The organism is Paenibacillus hamazuiensis, assembly GCF_023276405.1.
GTDB lineage: Bacteria > Bacillota > Bacilli > Paenibacillales > NBRC-103111 > Paenibacillus_AF > Paenibacillus_AF hamazuiensis.
In genome coordinates this window covers 5074868-5093139 of sequence record NZ_JALRMO010000001.1, presented here as the reverse complement: position 1 = coordinate 5093139, position 18272 = coordinate 5074868, and the positions used below count along the sequence as shown (strand labels likewise).

General features: G+C 54.5%; 15 protein-coding genes and 1 other annotated feature. Of the genes, 9 read left to right on the top strand and 6 right to left on the bottom strand.

The window, feature by feature from the left end; genetic code table 11:
* Nucleotides 1-95 precede the first annotated feature (95 nt).
* Together aspA and MYS68_RS21980 are read left to right on the top strand one after the other, a co-directional pair.
* Nucleotides 96-1508, top strand: coding sequence for an aspartate ammonia-lyase (aspA, locus tag MYS68_RS21985; protein WP_248927906.1), 1413 nt, complete (start codon nt 96-98; stop codon nt 1506-1508).
* Nucleotides 1509-1607: 99 nt separating this feature from the next.
* A complete protein-coding gene (locus MYS68_RS21980; protein WP_248927905.1) occupies nt 1608-2612 on the top strand; it encodes an SIS domain-containing protein in 1005 nt (334 codons plus the stop codon).
* Nucleotides 2613-2679: 67 nt separating this feature from the next.
* Here the strand turns inward: MYS68_RS21980 and MYS68_RS21975 are convergent, their stop codons facing one another.
* A complete protein-coding gene (locus MYS68_RS21975) occupies nt 2680-3789 on the bottom strand; it encodes a hypothetical protein (protein WP_248927904.1) in 1110 nt (369 codons plus the stop codon).
* Between the two features lie 186 nt (nt 3790-3975).
* Between MYS68_RS21975 and MYS68_RS21970 the strand changes: the two genes are divergently transcribed.
* Both MYS68_RS21970 and MYS68_RS21965 read left to right on the top strand, forming a co-directional pair.
* Nucleotides 3976-4278, top strand: a complete 303-nt coding sequence (locus MYS68_RS21970) for an AbrB/MazE/SpoVT family DNA-binding domain-containing protein (RefSeq protein WP_248927903.1) — start codon at nt 3976-3978, stop codon at nt 4276-4278.
* Nucleotides 4275-4610, top strand: a complete 336-nt coding sequence (locus tag MYS68_RS21965; RefSeq protein WP_248927902.1) for a type II toxin-antitoxin system PemK/MazF family toxin — start codon at nt 4275-4277, stop codon at nt 4608-4610. Before MYS68_RS21970 ends, MYS68_RS21965 begins: the two co-directional genes overlap by 4 nt.
* Nucleotides 4611-4706: 96 nt before the next feature.
* Here the strand turns inward: MYS68_RS21965 and MYS68_RS21960 are convergent, their stop codons facing one another.
* Nucleotides 4707-7136, bottom strand: a complete 2430-nt coding sequence (locus tag MYS68_RS21960) for a YcdB/YcdC domain-containing protein (protein ID WP_248927901.1) — start codon at nt 7134-7136, stop codon at nt 4707-4709.
* A 153-nt stretch (nt 7137-7289) separates the two neighbouring features.
* Nucleotides 7290-7553 (top strand) — a binding site (T-box leader).
* A gap of 134 nt (nt 7554-7687) precedes the next feature.
* On the opposite strand from MYS68_RS21960, the gene metG reads away from it, so the two are divergent.
* Nucleotides 7688-9343 (top strand): methionine--tRNA ligase, encoded by a 1656-nt coding sequence (metG, locus tag MYS68_RS21955; protein ID WP_248927900.1) that lies wholly within the window; start codon nt 7688-7690, stop codon nt 9341-9343.
* Between the two features lie 588 nt (nt 9344-9931).
* Here metG and MYS68_RS21950 read toward each other — a convergent pair.
* Genes MYS68_RS21950 through MYS68_RS21935 form a run of 4 tightly spaced genes read right to left on the bottom strand, consistent with a single transcriptional unit; the run spans nt 9932 to nt 13686 of the window.
* The gene (locus tag MYS68_RS21950; protein ID WP_248927899.1) at nt 9932-10795 is read right to left on the bottom strand and encodes an AraC family transcriptional regulator; all 864 of its coding nucleotides are present in this window, start codon (nt 10793-10795) and stop codon (nt 9932-9934) included.
* A gap of 33 nt (nt 10796-10828) precedes the next feature.
* Nucleotides 10829-11431 (bottom strand): P-loop nucleotide/nucleoside kinase family protein, encoded by a 603-nt coding sequence (locus tag MYS68_RS21945; protein WP_248927898.1) that lies wholly within the window; start codon nt 11429-11431, stop codon nt 10829-10831.
* A gap of 6 nt (nt 11432-11437) precedes the next feature.
* Nucleotides 11438-12676, bottom strand: a complete 1239-nt coding sequence (locus MYS68_RS21940) for a multidrug effflux MFS transporter (protein WP_248927897.1) — start codon at nt 12674-12676, stop codon at nt 11438-11440.
* Nucleotides 12677-12735: 59 nt separating this feature from the next.
* Complete coding sequence (locus MYS68_RS21935; RefSeq protein WP_248927896.1) at nt 12736-13686, bottom strand: helix-turn-helix transcriptional regulator; 951 nt, start codon at nt 13684-13686, stop codon at nt 12736-12738.
* A 143-nt stretch (nt 13687-13829) separates the two neighbouring features.
* Between MYS68_RS21935 and MYS68_RS21930 the strand changes: the two genes are divergently transcribed.
* The 4 genes from MYS68_RS21930 to MYS68_RS21915 all read left to right on the top strand — a co-directional run bounded on the left by MYS68_RS21930 (nt 13830) and on the right by MYS68_RS21915 (nt 18250).
* Nucleotides 13830-15014 (top strand): MFS transporter, encoded by a 1185-nt coding sequence (locus MYS68_RS21930; RefSeq protein ID WP_248927895.1) that lies wholly within the window; start codon nt 13830-13832, stop codon nt 15012-15014.
* Nucleotides 15015-15103: 89 nt separating this feature from the next.
* Nucleotides 15104-15532 carry a cell wall hydrolase gene (locus tag MYS68_RS21925; protein WP_248927894.1) on the top strand — a complete coding sequence of 143 codons (429 nt, stop codon included), beginning with the start codon at nt 15104-15106 and terminating at the stop codon, nt 15530-15532.
* Nucleotides 15533-15769: 237 nt separating this feature from the next.
* Nucleotides 15770-16705 (top strand): methylenetetrahydrofolate reductase, encoded by a 936-nt coding sequence (locus MYS68_RS21920; RefSeq protein WP_248927893.1) that lies wholly within the window; start codon nt 15770-15772, stop codon nt 16703-16705.
* A 186-nt stretch (nt 16706-16891) separates the two neighbouring features.
* On the top strand, nt 16892-18250 hold the full coding sequence (locus tag MYS68_RS21915; RefSeq protein ID WP_248927892.1) for a sodium-dependent transporter: 1359 nt from the start codon (nt 16892-16894) through the stop codon (nt 18248-18250).
* The last annotated feature ends 22 nt before the right edge of the window (nt 18251-18272 follow it).

The following is an 18272-nucleotide window of genomic DNA, read 5'->3' as shown; positions in this document are numbered from 1 at the left end:
CCGCATCCATATAGCGGCCGTCGCCGGACCAAAGACAGGATCCGCCTTTGAAGCGGACCTTTTTGCCGGAATGCAGCACGAAGGGGGAGTTTCACGTGAACACGACCATACGGATAGAGCGGGATTTTCTGGGAGAGAAGGAAGTCCCGCAAGACGCTTATTACGGCATTCAGACGCTGCGGGCGGTCGATAATTTTCCGATTACCGGCTATCGCATCCACAGCGAGCTAATCCGGGCGATGGGGATGGTGAAAAAAGCGGCGGCGCTCGCCAATATGGAAACGAAGCGGCTCGGCGGGAGGCTCGGCCTGGCGATTGTGCAGGCGGCGGGAGAAGTAATGGACGGCAAATGGGACCATCAGTTTATCGTCGACCCGATCCAGGGAGGCGCCGGCACATCGATCAACATGAACGCCAACGAAGTGATCGCGAACCGCGCGATTGAGCTGCTGGGCGGAAGCAAGGGCGATTATTTCATGCTGAGCCCGAATTCGCACGTCAACATGTCGCAATCGACCAATGACAGCTTTCCTACGGCCATACATATTGCCGTCTTATCCATGATCGACAGGCTGCTGGAGACGATGGAGCTGCTCCAAGCGGCGTTTGTGAGAAAAGCGCAGCAATTCGACGGCATTATCAAAATGGGCCGCACCCATCTGCAGGACGCGGTCCCGATTCGCCTCGGACAAGAGTTCGCCGCCTACAGTCGGGTGCTTGCGCGGGACATGAAGCGAATCCGGCAAACGAAGGGGCACCTGTACGAGATCAACATGGGGGCGACCGCCGTCGGCACCGGTCTGAACGCCGATCCTCGGTATATCCGGCGCGTCGTGGACCTGTTGGCCGACCTCAGCGGCTATCCGCTGAAAGGAGCGGAGCATCTCCCCGATGCGACGCAAAATACGGACGCCTATACCGAAGTGTCGGCCGCGCTCAAAATCAACGCGATCAACATGTCCAAGGTGGCGAACGATCTTCGCCTGATGGCTTCCGGTCCGCGCGCGGGCCTCGCGGAAATCAGCCTGCCTGCGCGCCAGCCCGGCTCTTCGATCATGCCCGGAAAAGTAAATCCGGTCATGTGCGAGGTCGTGAATCAGGTGGCGTTTCAGGTGATCGGAAGCGACCACACGGTCTGTCTCGCTTCGGAAGCGGGGCAGCTGGAGCTGAACGTAATGGAGCCGGTGCTCGTGTTTAATCTGCTCCAGTCGCTTACGATCATGAACCAGGCGTGGGGCGTGTTCAGGACGCACTGCGTCGAGGGAATTACCGCCAATGAGGAGCGCTGCAGGTCGTATGTCGATCAAAGTGTCGGCATCATCACAGCGTTGAACCCGCATCTCGGCTACGAGACGGCGGCGAGAATCGCGCATGAGGCGATCACGACGGGCCAATCCGTCCGTTCGCTTTGTCTCTTGTACAATGTGCTGGATGAAGATGAGCTCGACCGCATTCTCGACCCGTACCGGATGACGGAGCCCGGCATTGCGGGGCGCGACGATACATAAACCTGTCGCGAAAAATTGAAATTGTTATTGACTCGAGAAAAATTAAATGTTATAAGATATTATATAATGTTATATAACAAATATCTGGAGGGAAACATCATGACCGTATCGAATTTGGTAACGAACGCGCAATCCCAGGTGGACACAATTTTGCAGGCGTACAAGGAAAGGGCGATCAACCGCGTATTTTTCGTAGCTTGCGGCGGATCTTCGGCTTTGATGTATCCGAGCAAATATTTTCTGGACCGCGAATCGTCGACGATCACTGCGGAAATTTACAGCTCCAACGAATTCATTCACCGCAATCCGGCAACGCTCGGTCCGAATTCCCTCGTTATTTTGTGCTCGCACAAAGGAAAGACGCCGGAGACGACCGAAGCTGCGAAATTTGCCAAAAGCAAAGGCGCTTTGACCGTATCGCTCATGTATGTGGAAACGGCACCGCTCGCGGACGAGTCCGATTTTATCGTCAACTACAGCTGGGCGCCTCCGGGCCAGCTCGACCCGCATCCGGAAATTATGAACTATGCCATTCTTTACCGTCTGTCGATGGGCCTGCTTTACGTGAAGGAAGGCAATAAAAAATACGAGAAGCTGCTGAACAGCCTGAACAGTCTGGACGCCGTGTTCCAAAAAGCGAAGGCGCAATACGCGGAGAAAGCCAAAGCTTATGCGAAGGAATACAAGGACGAAAAGGTCATTTATACGATGGCCAGCGGCTCCAATTACGGCATCGCTTACTCCTTTGCGATTTGCATCCTGATGGAGATGCAGTGGATTCATTCCCATGCGATTCATGCCGGCGAGTTTTTCCACGGTCCGTTCGAAATTCTCGACAAAAACGTTCCGTTCGTGCTGCTCATGGGCCTCGACGAAACCCGCCCGCTGGAGGAGCGCGCGCTGACCTTCCTCAAGCAGTACGGCGAAAAGCTGCTCGTGCTTGATGCGAAGGATTTCGACCTGACGGGTGTCGACGAAGAACTGAAAGGATACCTGGCTCCGCTTGTGCTGAACTTCGTGCTTCGCGTGTACGCCGTCGCCCTCGCCGCGGAGACAAACCATCCGCTCGAAACGAGACGTTATATGTTCAAGGTGCCATATTGATGGAAGACTAAAAAAGGATCGCTGCGCCACCGGGGCACAGCGATCCTTTTTCTCCTCGGAAAGATTCCTATTCGGCTTCGAAAACGATTTTTTGGATGATCGCAATCCCCGAATCCGTGCCGCTATTCAGCGTGACGGTGTAAGTGCCCCAATTAGGCACTTTCGCTTCCATTATCGCAGGCCGTTCGTTTCGGTCGGTTTTCATTGTAAACATGATGCCTTGCGAAGTTGTGACCGTCTCTTTTCCTTCGGATAATTGCTTGCCGATGGCATTCGCTTCGTCCGCAAGGTAATTGAAAGGAATTAGGTTGGATATGCCCAGCATTCCTTGAACGAGCGGGTCGCTCCAAGAGACGCCGGACCCCCGGTTATGACTGTCTACGGAGCCCTGTTCGAAGTAATCGAATTTCCCTTTATGATAAGCGGGAATTTCGCTTGTTTTTCTTTCAAACCAACGGTTATCCAAATCGAGTATGGTGATGCTCCCGGAAGGCCGATCCGCCGGGCCGCGCTCATACGTGATTTTTTGAATGATCTGAATGGCCGAATCGCTGCCGTGTTTCAAGGTGACGGCATAAGTGCCCCAACGGGGGACAGTTACGTCAACTTCGGTCGTACCCGTTTTTTCGTCGTAAGGCTTTTTTGTAAAGACAATGCCGTTTGCGGTCGTTACCGTAAACGTTTTATAGAAGGTCCCTCCCTGAGCTTCGTTTAATTGTTTGTCGATCGTCCGGTCCTGCACATAATTGTATGGGATTAGGTTAGGGATCCCAAGAAGGGTACGAACCAACGGATCGCCCCATGTTACGCTGTGACCTTCGTTAAAACTTTGGGTTTCGGCGTCCGTCCAGTATGTAATAAGGCCTTTGTCATACCTCGGAATCTCGCTTGTTTTCATATCAAACTCCGATAAATCGACTTCATACAGCGTAATCGGCTGTGTCCGCTGCCGGTTCTTTTCTTCCGTCGGTTCCGGAGCCGGCGTTGGAGTGGGCGACGGCGTCGACGTCGGTGCAGGCGTTGACGCATTCCCTTGTTTCGGAACGTTCGGGTTTTGAACCGAAGCCGCCTTTGCGATACTGTCGAAGCTTTGAGTTTGATTAATCGGCGTTTGTGCGGAACAACCTGCTAGCACCAAAGCCATTGCAATTCCCGACTGTACCGTCCATGCTTTCATGAGCTTTTGCTCTCCCCGTCACAAATTCATATATGTAACGACGTTTCATTTAAGGAAAAAGTTGCAAGCGGTTCGGAGCGGCCTAAAATGAAAATTCCCGTTCTAAAATTGGAATAGTATAGCGGATTATTGGATATGATCAATGTATATCCAAAAGATATACATTTTAGAGAGGATGATGTATGATTGTCTTATAAAGAAGGAAAGGACATGATCCTCATGATGACTACCGCCACACTCAGCAAATGGGGAAATAGCAGCGCTGTACGCATTCCGAACCAATTTTTAAAGCGTCTTAATTTGGATGAAGGGGCCGAGCTGGAGATTATCCTGACAGCGGATAATCATATTCTGCTTCGCCCGATCCATCAGGAAGAATCCAGCGAAGATTTGCGTGAACATTTACGAATGCTTCTTTCAAAAATTAAACCGGATTCACCGCGACACGAAGAAGTTGACTTTGGAATCGAAGGAGAAGAAAAGATTTGAGTATACCGTCACGCGGGGATCTCATTTGGTTGGATTTTGATCCGCAATCCGGACGAGAACAAGCCGGCCGTCGTCCTGGACTTGTACTGTCCGAATCAAACTTTAATGAATTAACCGGCTTTGCTGTGGTGTGTCCCATTACGAGCCAAGCCAAAGACTATGCTTTTGAAGTACCGCTTCCGGAAGGACTTCCGTTTACAGGGGTTGTTTTAACGGATCAGTTTAAGAGCTTGGACGTAACCAAACGGAAAATTAAGATTGTGGGCAATGCTTCAACGGATTCTGATTTCATGAGAAGTGTTCTGCGGAATGTAAGGTCCATATTGGCCTGATATATAATCAGCAAAATCGGGCCCCCGATGAGGGCCCGATCTGTTTTCTTGCCTAGGAAACGATGCGAAGCAAGCTTCAACGAGAGTTACCCGAAACTAGTACCGGGGCCACGGATCCTGCAGCTCGGAGCGCTTCTGCAAATAGCGGTAAAAGCTTGCCGCAGCCTCGGCGCGGGTGACCGCAGCTTTAGGCTGGAATTCGCCGCTTATGGTTGGCATAATGCCCAAATTGGCGACGACGGCCGCTATGCCCGGCTGCTGGATTTGCGCGCTGTCGGAAGCATTCAACTGGAACATGTTCGGCACCTGCGCCAGTTGGTAGTAACCGAGCGCCCGCGCGTACAGCTGCGCGAGGTCCTCGCGGTTCATTTTTTCTTCCGGTCGGAACTCGCCGCTCGCGGAAGGATCGATCAAACGCCGGTCGACGGCTGCCTCCACATATGCGAAGTAGTCGGAATCTTTCTTGACGTCGCTGAACGAAGCGGCCCGGCCTGCGCCGTAATACGGCTGAAAATAACCGCCGTTCAGTGCGATGATCAGCATTTTGATCATTTCGCCGCGGGTCATTGTCTGTTCCGGATTGATTTTGCCGTCCCTCACATCCAGCGCTCCGTATTCGGCCATCAGCCGCAGCGCCCGTTCGGAAGCGTGTCCTTGAATGTCGGTAATTTCCGTCTGTCCCATCTTGGTAATTTCTCCGGTGTTCCGGTTGCGCCATTCTCCGGATACGGCGTCCAGCATGCTGTCGTACTGCGCGGCGCCAAGCTTCGAGACGGGTGCGTAAACGAGCTTCAGGCTGGCGGTGCCGGGTTCGGGAGCGATTTTGCCGGCGGCAACCATGACGTTGTATTTTTCGACCGGTATAGCAGCGGACGGAGTGTCGGGATTTTTATATTCGACGGCATATTGGAGCTCGATCCGGTATTGCGACAGCAGGAGCTCCGTCGCTTTTTCCAAGGAAATCGTCTGCGGCTTCGCGGCCGGATATGCGATCTGCGAGATGCTGTTATCGAAGGAGACGATGTCTCCGGTGTTCCGGTTCACGGTCACGTTTACGCCTTCGTAATTGGCCTCGACGCCATCAATCACCCGTTTGAAGAAAAATTGATAACCAGACGAGTTGTCCATCTTGACGGCCATTATCGGCAGCTCGTTTGTGGAGTACAGCGCAAGCTCATGCAAATAATACGGCATCAGCTTCCGGATGGCGCCCACAGCGCGATCCTTCGCCTGCTCCTCCGTTAAGCCGGCGTTTGCCGCCGATGCCGACTCCGCATTTTTCTCCTGAGCCTGTACCGGCAGCGGTACGGGGCCACCGAAGCTGCGGTTATAGCTGCGGATTTCCCCGGTTTTCGCGCTTACCACCGCCCAGATCGAATCGCCTGACGGCATGAACTTGCCTGTGGAATCGCCGCCGACGTTCCAACGGATATTCCAGGTTCCGCCGGCTGAAGGATTATTCGGATCGTTGTATTCATTATAGGACGCATCCTCCAGCTTGGCTCCTTCCGGCAGCCCGAATGCGGCGGTCACCGTCTCGATCGCCTGCTCCTTGGTCAGCGCTTTGTCACCGGAAGGCTTTTCCGCTTGCGGCTTATCGGCGAGCGGCTTGCGATCCTTCTTCACCTGCGGGGCGCCGTTTTGAATATTCCACGGCTTGCCGGTCACCGCATCGAGCGTAGGCAGCGTAGCTTGATAAGCCGTGATCAGGTCGTCGTTTTTCCCGCGCTGGTAAGGCAGCGTGTACATCAGCGAAATGTCGGCTTCGGAACGGATCGTTTTCTCCGCCTGTTCCTGGCCGATCACATTGTCCGCTTTCGGGAACTCAAGAGAGTCATCCCAATAATTTTGGTAGCCGACAATGGCGCCGGTTCCGTCTACTTCGACGTTGACGTACTGCTGGGGAAAAGGAATGCCGTTAACCGTTCGGTCATAGCGGATTTGGTAGCGGACCTCTCCCTGCAGCGGCGTTTTAAAGCCGCTTTCGAACATATCGTTGTAGCGGGCCGTCTTCATCTCCTCCGGAGCCGTTTTTTGCAGATAGTCGGAAGCGATTTGCTTGGCATGCTGGAAATCGGTTTGCGGCGGGTAGACGACGCGTCTTGTCGGGTCGCTGTTGTACCGGTTATATTGAAGGATTTTACCCGAATTCGCGTCCAGCGTCACATTGATCGATTCCAGATAACGGTCCTGGTTTTTCTTTACGAAAGAAAGCTGCCAGGAAGGTTTTTTCAGTCCGAGGTTGCCGAAATACGAATTGAAGCTGACGTTTTCCACCGTATACTCGCCGGAAAGGTCGAATTGCTTGCGGGCAATCGAGACCGCATCGTCTTTGGAAACCTTGGCGTCGACGGCGGCGCTTTGCTGCGAAGCATCGTCCTGCGATACAGCCGGCATTTTCATGATCGGTGCCGATGGAGACGCCGGTAACGTCTGGCCGATGGCTTCGGCCGCTGCAGGCAGCGCCCCGGACAGCAAAATGGCTGAACTGAGCCCGACAATACAAACTGTCTTTCTTGTTTTCACAATACTACCTCCCATTATTAACCACGATTGGTTGCAACTACTTAGACGATGGAGGTTAAAAAAATGTTGCGGCCGGAAAACGCGGAGGCATCCATTTTTTCTTGACTTTGCCAAAACGGTCCCGTATAATTCCGAATAACTTGAATATTCCGAATAAAAGCTGCGAAGAGAAAGAGTACCAAGGCGATGTCTTTTACAGAGAGCCCCGGTGGGTGAAAAGGGGTAAGGAATAACCTTGGGAATATGGTCTCAGAGCTGCGCACCGAAACCTCATCCGGTTGTAGGCTGCGCCGGAGCCTGCACCCGTTAACGTGCTAGGGTATAATCGCGATGCCGCGGCGTACCTGAAGAGGTGAATGCCGCAAGGCATTGATGAAATTGGGTGGTACCGCGTGAGTGCAAGCTCTCGTCCCTTTGGGGATGAGGGCTTTTTTGTTTTTCGCGCGGGCGAAAAGCCGGATTGAAAAAGACCGGTCACTCCGGGGATATGCGACCGCTTCGTTCAATCGGCATTTCCCCATCGCGTTTTACTAAAAAGGAGGTTGGTGACTATGACTAACATATTTATCGGCGGAGCGTGGCCTTATGCGAACGGCTCGCTGCATCTGGGGCGGCTCGCCAGTTTATTGCCCGGGGATGTGCTGGCGCGTTATTTTCGTCTGAAGGGAGAGGACGTTCTGTATGTGTCGGGAAGCGACTGCCACGGTACGCCTGTCGCCGTTCAGGCGATTCAGGAAGGCGTGTCTCCCGGCGATATCGCGGACCGGTACCACCGGGAGTTTCTCGACTGCTTCGAACGGCTCGGCTTTACGTTCGACCTGTACACCCGTACGGATCAGCCGTTTCATCATGGGGTCGTTCAGGAGCTGTTCGTGCAGCTGCTCGAAAAAGGTTATTTGTACAAAAAAACCGTTCCGCAGACGTACTGCGAAACGGATCGGCGTTTTTTGCCGGACCGGTACGTCGAGGGCACCTGTCCGGTTTGCGGAAACCGCGCGCGGGGAGACCAGTGCGATTATTGCTCCACCCTGCTCGATCCGGCCGACTTGACGGATAAGACGTGCAAGCTTTGCGGCAATTCTCCGGTGGAGCGGCCGACCGAGCATTTTTATCTCGCGCTTTCCCGCTTTCAGGCTGAGCTCGAACGGTATGCGCGGGACGCCGAAGGATGGAAGGAAAACGCCGTACATTTGACCGGGCGATATTTGGCGGAAGGTCTTCAGGACCGTGCGGCGACACGGGATTTGGCATGGGGGGTGGACGTGCCCGTTCCCGGATTCGAGGACAAAAAAATTTACGTATGGCTCGAAGCGGTCACCGGGTATTTGTCGGCAAGCAAACAGTGGGCGGCACAGAGCGGCGGCAGCTGGGAGTCCTTTTGGCGGGAGGGGCGGGATATTACCGCGTATTATGTGCATGGCAAAGACAATGTGCCGTTTCATACGCTGATCTGGCCCGCTTTGCTGCTGGGAGCCGGAGGGCTGCATTTGCCGGACCGGATCGTCTCTTGCGAATACATGACGCTGGAGGGGAAAAAGTTTTCGACCAGCCGCGGGTGGGCCGTATGGGTGCCGGATCTGTTAAGCCGGTACCAGCCGGATTCGATCCGGTATTTCCTGATCGCGAACGGGCCGGAGAAGCGGGATGCGGATTTTTCGTGGCGGGAGTTCATTCACAGCCACAACGGGGAACTGCTCGGCGCGTTCGGCAACTTTGTGAACCGGACGCTTGCTTTTATCGCGAAGTCGTTTGAGGGCCGCGTGCCGGGAGGAGGGGAGGATACAGAGTGGATCAGGGAACTGGAAGAGCTGTACGGCGCTTCCGGCGGACTGATCGAACAGGGGCGCTTCAAGGAAGCGCTGGAGCTGATCTTTGCCTCCATCCGCCGGGCGAACAAATTTTTCGACGACCGGAAGCCTTGGGCGCAGATTAAAGAAAGCCGCGAAGCGTGCGGACAAACACTGCATACTTGCGTTCAAATCATAGCGAATCTCGCGAGCTTGCTGCACCCGTTTGTCCCTTTTTCCTGCGGGAAAATCGGCGTCTTTCTCGGTCTGGAGCCGCCTGCTTGGCGCAGGATCGAGGTTCCGGCAGGCCGCACGGTGCAGGCGCCGGAGCTGCTGTTCGAGCGCATCGATCCGGCGCGGATCGAGGAGGAGTCGCGGCTGCTGCAGGAAAAGGCTGACGGAGGGCCGCCTCCTTCGTAGACGAGAGTGCTGGCGGGCCTATGATCGATGTTGTCAGGTTAAGCGGGATCGTAGCGGAACTATGGTTCGCTAATTGGGTCAGTTTCGGGTATTTTTGGAAATTAGCGGAACTCAGGTGCTCTATTTGTCTATTTTCCGGGAAATAAACCAATTTGTACCGAGCATCTCAGTTCCTCTATTTTTTCGCGACGCCCATTTATCAGGGAATAGCGCACGTGGGTTCCGCTATGTTGATGCCACACACTCGAGCGAACGCGATAACCTGACAGCATTTGGCCTATGATCGCCTAGGAGTCTGTCCGACGGAAGGGATCTTGTGAATTTTTATTCAATAGATGTATGGAGGGGAGGGAATTGCCTCGGAAAGTTTACGGCCGCCTTTGAAATCAAGTTGTTACATCGGACTAATATTAATAAAACAACTTGATTTCAAGAGCGGTGGAGAGGTAATCCCTTACACGGAATACACTTTATTGAATAAAAATTCACCGATTTTGCTTCGTCGGACAGACTCCTAGTTCCGCTCTGATGGTCCTTTGTCGGCTTGAACGTTCTGCGGCGCATGAAGCCGGATCAGAGGGGCCAGCTTCAAATAGGATTGTAAAAACCGGACGTGTCCCGAAATTCTTTAGCTGCAGCCAGCGGAGAATCCCCGTAAAATCTTTTAAAGTCGCGGATCATATGCGCCTGGTCAAAATATCCGTGATCCAGGGCAAGCATCCGCCAATCGGTTTTCTTCCGCCTGCGGATATCACCGACGACGGCCTGAAACCGCACGATTTCGCTGAATTTTTTCGGGCTGAAGCCGATCCATTGCTCGAATTTCCGGTTGATTTGACGTGCGCTGACCGCTTCCGATTCGGCCAGCTCGCACACGCCCGTTTTTCCTTCCGACACGAAGATGCGGTAAAGCAGGTTGGCCATGAGAGGATCGTCGACCGGCCTGTTCCTTTGCGCGATCGTGAGCAAATAATGCTCGATGATCCGCACCTTCTCTTCCATCGATTCTTGCGCGAAGAGCTTTTCCCCGATTTCTTCGGCGATATTCGGCCAAATCGCATCCAAGGCGCAGTACCTGCCCGTGAATTCGGCAACCGGCGTTCTCATGAACGGATAGGCTCCGCCCGGGAAAAAGCGGACCCCGAACTTGCGGACGGGCCTCTTGTCGTCATAGGCGATGGGAAACGGTCGATCGAATACGCCGTAATAGCGGATGTGATAACGGTTGCCCTTGATATCGTGCTCGAACAAAATATCCGTGCAGCCGTCGGGCAAAACGCGATCGATACCGTCGTTATTTGCCGAATCCGGGTGAAAGGAAGGCTCCGATGCCCAATAACATGAAACAAAGGACATCAATGCCGGGGACGGCTTGAATTCGATATATTTCTGCGAGACGACTCTTCCGTTAGCCTGTATCGGGCGAAATAAAGCATGCAGTGCGTCTTCCATAGCCCCCCTCCTTGCGGCTTGCAAAGCTGCCGGTCACGATTCCGCCGGCCCTCCGCCGTACACAAGCCGCTCCAGCTCCGCAAGCTTCTCTTCGGCAAAAGGCCCGGAATTGTCGAAATATACAATCGACGAAGGCGGGAGATCCCAGCGGATTTGCCGGAGCGCAAGCGACCGGCTGAATTCGTTCCAGTTGTCCAGCTTCCAGACGTCAAGCGGCGAGGCTCTCTTCCGGAGGCGTTCGCGGTAAAGCTCCATGTCCGGCAAATACACAAACACCGCCCTCACGTCGACGTCGTCTGCCGAGGCGCCGATTCGCGCGAGCTCACCGGCGAGCCACGCCGGATCTTCGGTTTCCTTCGTAAAGGGGCCGACGACGATCGCGTCTATGCCGAGCTCGACGTTTTCGAGCGCGGCGTCCATCGTGATGCGGTAGCCGAGATCGCGGCAGCGCGTTTTATACACGGGCGAATCGCGGTCGTTCGGGTCGAGCCCGGAAAGGGTCATGATCGCTTCCGCGGCGGGGCGCAGCAGCGTGTCCATATCGAAGAAAGCGGCGCGCCGCCGCGCGGCCAAAGCTTTCGCCAGCGTCGTTTTGCCGGCCCCCGCGGGGCCGATGAAGAAGACCAGCTTGCGCATATAGGGTTAAGCCTCCTTTGAACGGCGGATCAGCAGGAAATAACAGAGGATCGCCCCACCCGAAGCCGCGGCGATCAAAATTCCGAGCGGCATGGCGCTGTGACCGCCTCCGAGCCCGGACAGCGGCGAAGTGAACGCGCCGATGACGAGCGACAGCACGCCGAGCAGCGCCGCCGCGCTGCCTGCGGCGCTGCCCTTGCTCTGCAGCGCCAGCGAGGAGCTTGTCGGCCCGACGACGCCGACGCTGGAGACGGTGAGGAAAAACGCCGCCCACACCCCGGCAAGACCGAGTCCGCCGAGCAGCGAGACGAGCAGCAGGGCGCCGCCCGCTGCGGCGATCACGTAGCCGGCGACGAGCAGCCGGATTTCCGGGAAGCGGCTGACGAGCTTGCCGGTAATTTGCGAGGCGAGCACGAAGCCGATGCCGTTGACGGCGAAGATGAAGCTGTACATTTGCGGAGATACGCCGTAAATGTTTTGCAGCACGAACGACGAGCCGGACAAATAAGCGAACAGCGCGGCGGAGACGCATCCGGACGAAAGCGCGTAGCCCATAAACTCGCGGTCGCGCAGCAGCCCGCCGAAGGTCGTCACCGTTTGCCGAAAGCCTCCGCGCGAGCGTTTGCCCGCAGGCAGCGTTTCCGGCAGCATCAATAATATGACGGCGAACATAACAAGCCCCACGCCGCACAGCACGACGAATATGCCGTGCCACGTCGTAAAGCGCAGCAATTGTCCGCCGATGATCGGAGCGATAATCGGTCCGGCACCGTTCACAAGCATAAGCATCGTAAAAAATTTCGTCAGCTCCGTGCCCGAATACATGTCGCGTACAACCGCCCGCGAGACAACCATCCCGGCTGCGCCCGAAAAACCTTGAATCGCCCTGAGCAATATCAGCGACCAAATGTTCGTCGTGAACGCGCAGAGCAGCGAACACAAAGCGTATACGATCAAGCCGGCGAGCATCGGCAGCCGCCGTCCGCGCACGTCGCTGATCGGTCCGGCCAGCAGCTGCCCCGAAGCGAGGCCGATCAAATAAAACGTCAGGCTAAGTTGAACGGAAGAGGCCGACGTATGGAAATCGGAAACGATCGTCGGCATCGCCGGAAGATACATGTCTATCGTTAACGGTCCCATCATGCCCAAAGATCCGAGGATCAGCACCATCGCCGTTCTCGAGGGCATCGGACGCGAAGCAGGTGCAAGCGGAGCGCCGTTCGCGCCGGAATGCGAGGAATTCAAAGCGGTTCACTCTCCCTTTATCTGTGATGAACTGGCATAGCGAAAAGCTTTCAATTCCATCATTGTAACAAATGGTTCATCATCTCGGAAAGATTTCGTTTCATGCAATCGATAAGCTCCCGCGGTTCCCGCACCTTCGCTTCGGTACCGAGGCCGATGAAAAACTTCGCCAAAAACGGAATTTCCGTTCTCGGTACATCACCCTCCAGCCAGCCGCTGCCGTCTTCACGAACATGAAGCCGTCCGCGCCGTCCGAGCTCCGGCTCGCACCGCTGCACGCCTTCTTTGCTGAGCTCGACGTATACGTGGACGTACGCGTCCCCTTTTTTCACAAACGACTCCCAGTTGCCGATATGGACATGCCGCAAATCGAGCGGTTTCGAAACGGCGGGCTCGCCGCCGACGGAGCGGATCCGGTCGCACCGGAACAAGCGAAATTGCTGCCGCTCAAAGCAATACGCGGGACAATACCAGAAGCCGTTGCTCGCATAGATGCCGAGCGGCTGTATTTCCCGGCAGGATGCTCCTTCCCGCGACTCGTATTCGATCCGCACGACTTTTTGGCCAACCGCCGCGTCAAGCAGGACGGCCAAATGCGGGGATTCGATCTGCCTGATCGGAGATAAGAAATCGACGCGGTTTCTCATTTGATCGATACGGTCGCGGACGTCTCCGGGCATGTAGTAGTAAAATTTTTTGAGCGCGCAGGACGATTCCGTTTCAAACGGCAGGGCCGAATAATGGCGCAGCGCCTGGCATGCGAAAAACAAAGCGACGGCTTCCTCTTCGGTGAAGGCGATCGGAGGCAGCACCCGTTCCCGGATCACCTGGTAACCGCCGTGCGGCCCCACTTCCGAATACAGCGGAACTCCGAGCTCGCTCAGCTCCTGCAGGTCACGCAAAATCGTCCTCGCGGAGACACCGAATTCGTCGGCAAGCTCCTGGACCTTGAATCTGCGCTTGCGGTTGACAGCCATCATCAGCTCCATGAGACGTTTCGATTTGGACATAAAACCGCCTCCGTAAATTTTTTTGAGATCAAAGTTTATGACAGTCTTTGTCACTATTATCCGCTACAATGAGAATCAAGTCCAGTTGGTCTTGCAAAGCGCGCGCCCAGATCAGCTGAAGTATAAAGGAGATGGTGATGAACATGAACAAATTGACTTCGATTTTTTTCCTGATCATGTTTTTGATCGGCACCGATACTTTCTTGATTTCCCCGCTCATTCCGACGCTGCAAAGCATGTTTCAAGTTTCCACTGAGGTGTCCGGTTGGATGATGGGAGCTTATACGCTTGGGGCAGCGCTGTTTGCGCTTGTTGCCGGTCCCTTGTCCGACGGCTTGAACCGGAAAAAAGTGATGCTGGCCGGAATGACCGGCTTTGCGGTTTCCACGCTGTTATGCGGCTTCGCGACCGGTTTCTGGTCGATGTGCCTGTTTCGTTTTTTGGCCGGCGTGAGTGCGGCGTTTACCGCACCGCAAGTTTGGGCGGCTGTTCCGTCGCTGCTGCCGGCGCCGAAGATCGCCAAAGCGATGGGGATCGTTTATGCGGGGCTCGCCGTATCCCAGGCGCTCGGCGTGCCGATCGGCAGCATGCTCGCCGCGGTCCATTGGCAGTATCCGTTTTTTGCGATCGGCATATGTTCTCTTCTGCTCGCCGCCGTGATCTTTGTCGCGGTGCCGGACATGAAGCCGAGCCAAGTTCCGGGGGCCAAAACGCCGATCTTCCAAAGATACGTTCCGCTGCTGACGAGCGGACGCGCAAGAGGGACTTTCCTCGCCTATTTCTTCATTCATCTCGGGAGCAACGCGGCGTTTGCGTTCCTCGGCAAATGGATGACCGACCGCTTTCACCTGTCGGTGGATCAAATCGGGTACATGATGATATTGCTGGGACTCGGCAATCTGGCTGGCAGCATGGGGAGCGGGTATGTGTCGGGCGTGTTGAACCGTTTTAATACGATGGTTATCGGCTTTGTTCTGCTTATCGCGGCGTTTGTCTCGCTGCCGCATTTCACGTCGGTATCCGCCGTAGCGGGCGCGTATTTTGTCATATTCGCCCTTCTCGGCATCATGTTTCCTCTCATCATAGGGATATTGACCTCGCTCAATCCTTCCATCCGGGGGACGATTTCGAGTCTTTCGACTTCCACGATGAACGCGGCGACAACGCTCGCTTCGTGGATCGCCGGCATGCTGTATGTGCTGTTTAACGGATTTTCGGCCATTGGCATTTTCGCGGCTGTTTGCTTCGCGGGTGCGCTGTTCATTTTTGCGCTGAGCGGGGTTTTGGCGGGGGAAACGGGGACGACGGCGGAAAAGAAGCCGGCTTGATGTGCATTTATATAATAAAGTGTCCCCCGGCAATCACCTAAATCCGTTTGCGTAATATTCTGTAGGTAGAAAACGTTAGGGGTGATCCAATGGCTGTCGTAAAAGCAAGGGACCAAGATATTACCCTCCTGGCCAGACTGCTGAGAGCGGAAGCGGAAGGCGAAGGGGAGAAAGGAATGATGCTCGTAGGCAATGTCGGCATCAATCGCATACGGGCGAACTGTTCGGACTTTAAAGGAATCCGCACCATCCCGCAAATGGTGTACCAACCGCATGCTTTCGAGGCGATCATTCACGGTTATTTTTACCAGAAAGCGCGCGACAGGGAAAGGCGGCTCGCCCGGCGTGCCGTTAACGGGGAACGGCAGTGGCCTGCGAAGTTTTCGCTCTGGTACTTCAGGCCGCAGGGAGACTGCCCTTCGACCTGGTACGGTCAACCCTTGGTGGCACGTTACAGAAAGCACTGCTTCTATCAGCCGACGGCGGAAACCTGCGAAAATATTTATAATACGTTCTAGCGAAAGATTCCGAAAATAAAGTGGAGGCGATTGATAGTCCGTTACCGGTCCATCGCCGTCCGCATGCGTCGCCATCCGTTACGGGCTGCCCGGTTTATTTGCCGGGCAGCTTGCTGTGCTGCGGGCCTAAGTCTATTGACAATAAAAACCCGTCTGGTTAAAATGTATAAAAATGCTACGATTCGTATAAAAATTCGGATTTTAGCTTCATTTTAATAGAATCGGGGGACGGGGACGGTGCTTAAACAAAAGATACTGGAAAGAAGAGCAGGGATCGTCACCTACGGTTTAACGCCGCCAAAGGAAGACAACACGCCTGAAAAAATCGCGGAAATCGCGAATAAGCTGATCGATCGAATGCGGAATACGGAAATCGACGGCCTGATCATTTATGATATTCAGGATGAAGCCAACCGCAACGAGCAGGAAAGGCCGTTTCCTTTTTTGAAAACGATCGATCCGACGGTTTACGGCCATCAATATTTGGCGCAGCTGGACGTGCCGAAAATCGTTTACCGCTGCGTCGGCAAATATACGGAAGACGAGCTGGCGGAATGGATTGCATCCGATCCGGGGCAGGATCGGTTTTCCGTATTTGTCGGACCGTCGTCCAGCCAGCAGGAAATCCGCCTCAGCCTGACGGACGCTTACGAATTAAGCCGGAGAGCCAATGAAAAACTGATTTTGGGCGGCGTCGTCATTCCGGAAAGGCATCTGAGGAAAAACGACGAGCATTTGCGGGTCGTGCAAAAAATGACCAGCGGCTGCCGCTTTTTCGTTTCGCAAGCGATTTATAACGTCGAGGCTTCGAAAAATTTCTTGTCCGACTATTATTACTACTGCCAAAATCACCAAATCGAAATGGTTCCCATTCTCTTTAACTTGACTCCATGCGGATCGCTGAAAACGCTCGAATTCATGAAGTGGCTGGGCATCAGCATCCCGAAATGGCTCGAAAACGATTTGATGAACTCCAACGATATTTTGGACAAGTCGGTCAATTTAACGAAAAAAATATTCGAGGAGCTGCTGGAGTTCGGTCTGGAGAAAGGCATCCCGGTCGGCTGCAGCGTGGAAAGCGTTTCAACACGGAAGGTGGAAATCGATGCTTCCGTGCAGCTGCTGAACGATGTCAGAGCGATGATTGACCGGAAGCTGATGGTCGCCCGCTGATTCTGGCGAGATAAACATTGCGAAAAGAGACCTTGATTTAAGATCAGGGTCTTTTTTGCATGCTCCCATTTCTGAATGGAAATAAATAACCCGACGATGAAAATGGCGAAATTTACATCATGACAGAAGGAGTCATTTATTTTACTATTTCTTCTGGCGAATATTCAGGAAAGATGGGACAACATCATGAAGAAACAGCAAGACGCATCTGACCCTAAAAACGGCACGGAAGAACGTTTTTCAAAGACCGGATTTATTTTGGCGGCGATCGGAAGTTCGGTCGGTCTAGGGAATATGTGGAAATTTCCCTATATCACGGGAAAACACGGCGGAGCCGCTTTTTTTCTACTGTTCATCGTCTGCCTTATCATCGTGGGGCTTCCGGTACTGCTGGCGGAGATGGTCATCGGCCGCGGCGGGAGAGGCAATGCGTCCACATCCTTTTACAACCTGACGGGGAAAAAAGTATGGGCGGCATTCGGCTTGTTCGCCGTCCTTACCGCGTTTATGATCATGTCGTATTATGCGGTCGTCGCCGGCTGGACTCTCCATTATACGGTGCAGTCGCTAACCGGATTGCTCTTTGAGCCGGGAGCCGACTACAAAAGCAAATTTCTCGATTTCGCCGGCAGCTACACGCCGCTGTTCTGGCAGGCGGTTGTAACGGTAGTCTGCGGCTCGGTGCTGGCCAAAGGCGTATCGGGCGGAATTGAAAAATTCAACAAAATATTGATTCCCGGTTTTTTGATTATATTGATCGTGCTGATGTTCCGCGCTTTAACGCTGCCGGGGGCTTCCGAAGGGGTAGCTTTTTTTCTGAAGCCGGATTTTTCCAAGCTGGACGCGGAGTCGGCACTGATCGCTCTGGGGCATGCCTTTTTCTCGCTGTCTCTGGGCATGGGCTGCATGCTCACTTACGGTTCGTATGTGGACAAGCGGCAATCGCTCGGAAGCGCCACACTTGCTATCGGCTTCGGGGATCTGGTGTACGCCTTGATCGCCGGACTGGTTATTTTTCCGACGGTGTTCTCCTTTGGTCTGGAGCCTGGGGAAGGAGTCGGTCTCGCCTTCATGGCGCTGCCGGCCGCTTTCTCGAAAATGTATTTGGGCTCCGTGTTCGGCGGTTTGTTCTTCGCGCTGCTGGCGATTGCGGCGCTGACTTCGGCCGTCTCGATTCTGGAGGTGCCGGTCGCCTTCGCCATGGAGCGGTGGGGCTGGAGCCGCAGCAAATCTTCCGTCTACGTATCGGCGGTTTGCTTCCTGGTCGGGATTCCGTCCGCACTGTCCGTCGGCGGTGTTCTGGGGGGATTTACGCCGGGCGGGAAGTCGATCTTCGATTGGGTCGATTTCGTCACCGCCTACATCGCAATGCCTTTTGGCGGGCTTGTCGTCACTTTATTTACCGGCTACGCGTGGAAAAAAGCCGGCGAGGAAGCGGGTCTCAGCGGGTTCTGGTATAAAGCCTGGATGATTGCGCTCCGTTTCGTCGCCCCGGTGCTGATCCTGCTTATTTTCCTGTATTCCGTCGGGCTGTTGAAGGTATAGAAGGACAAGCCGGGGCTCCTGC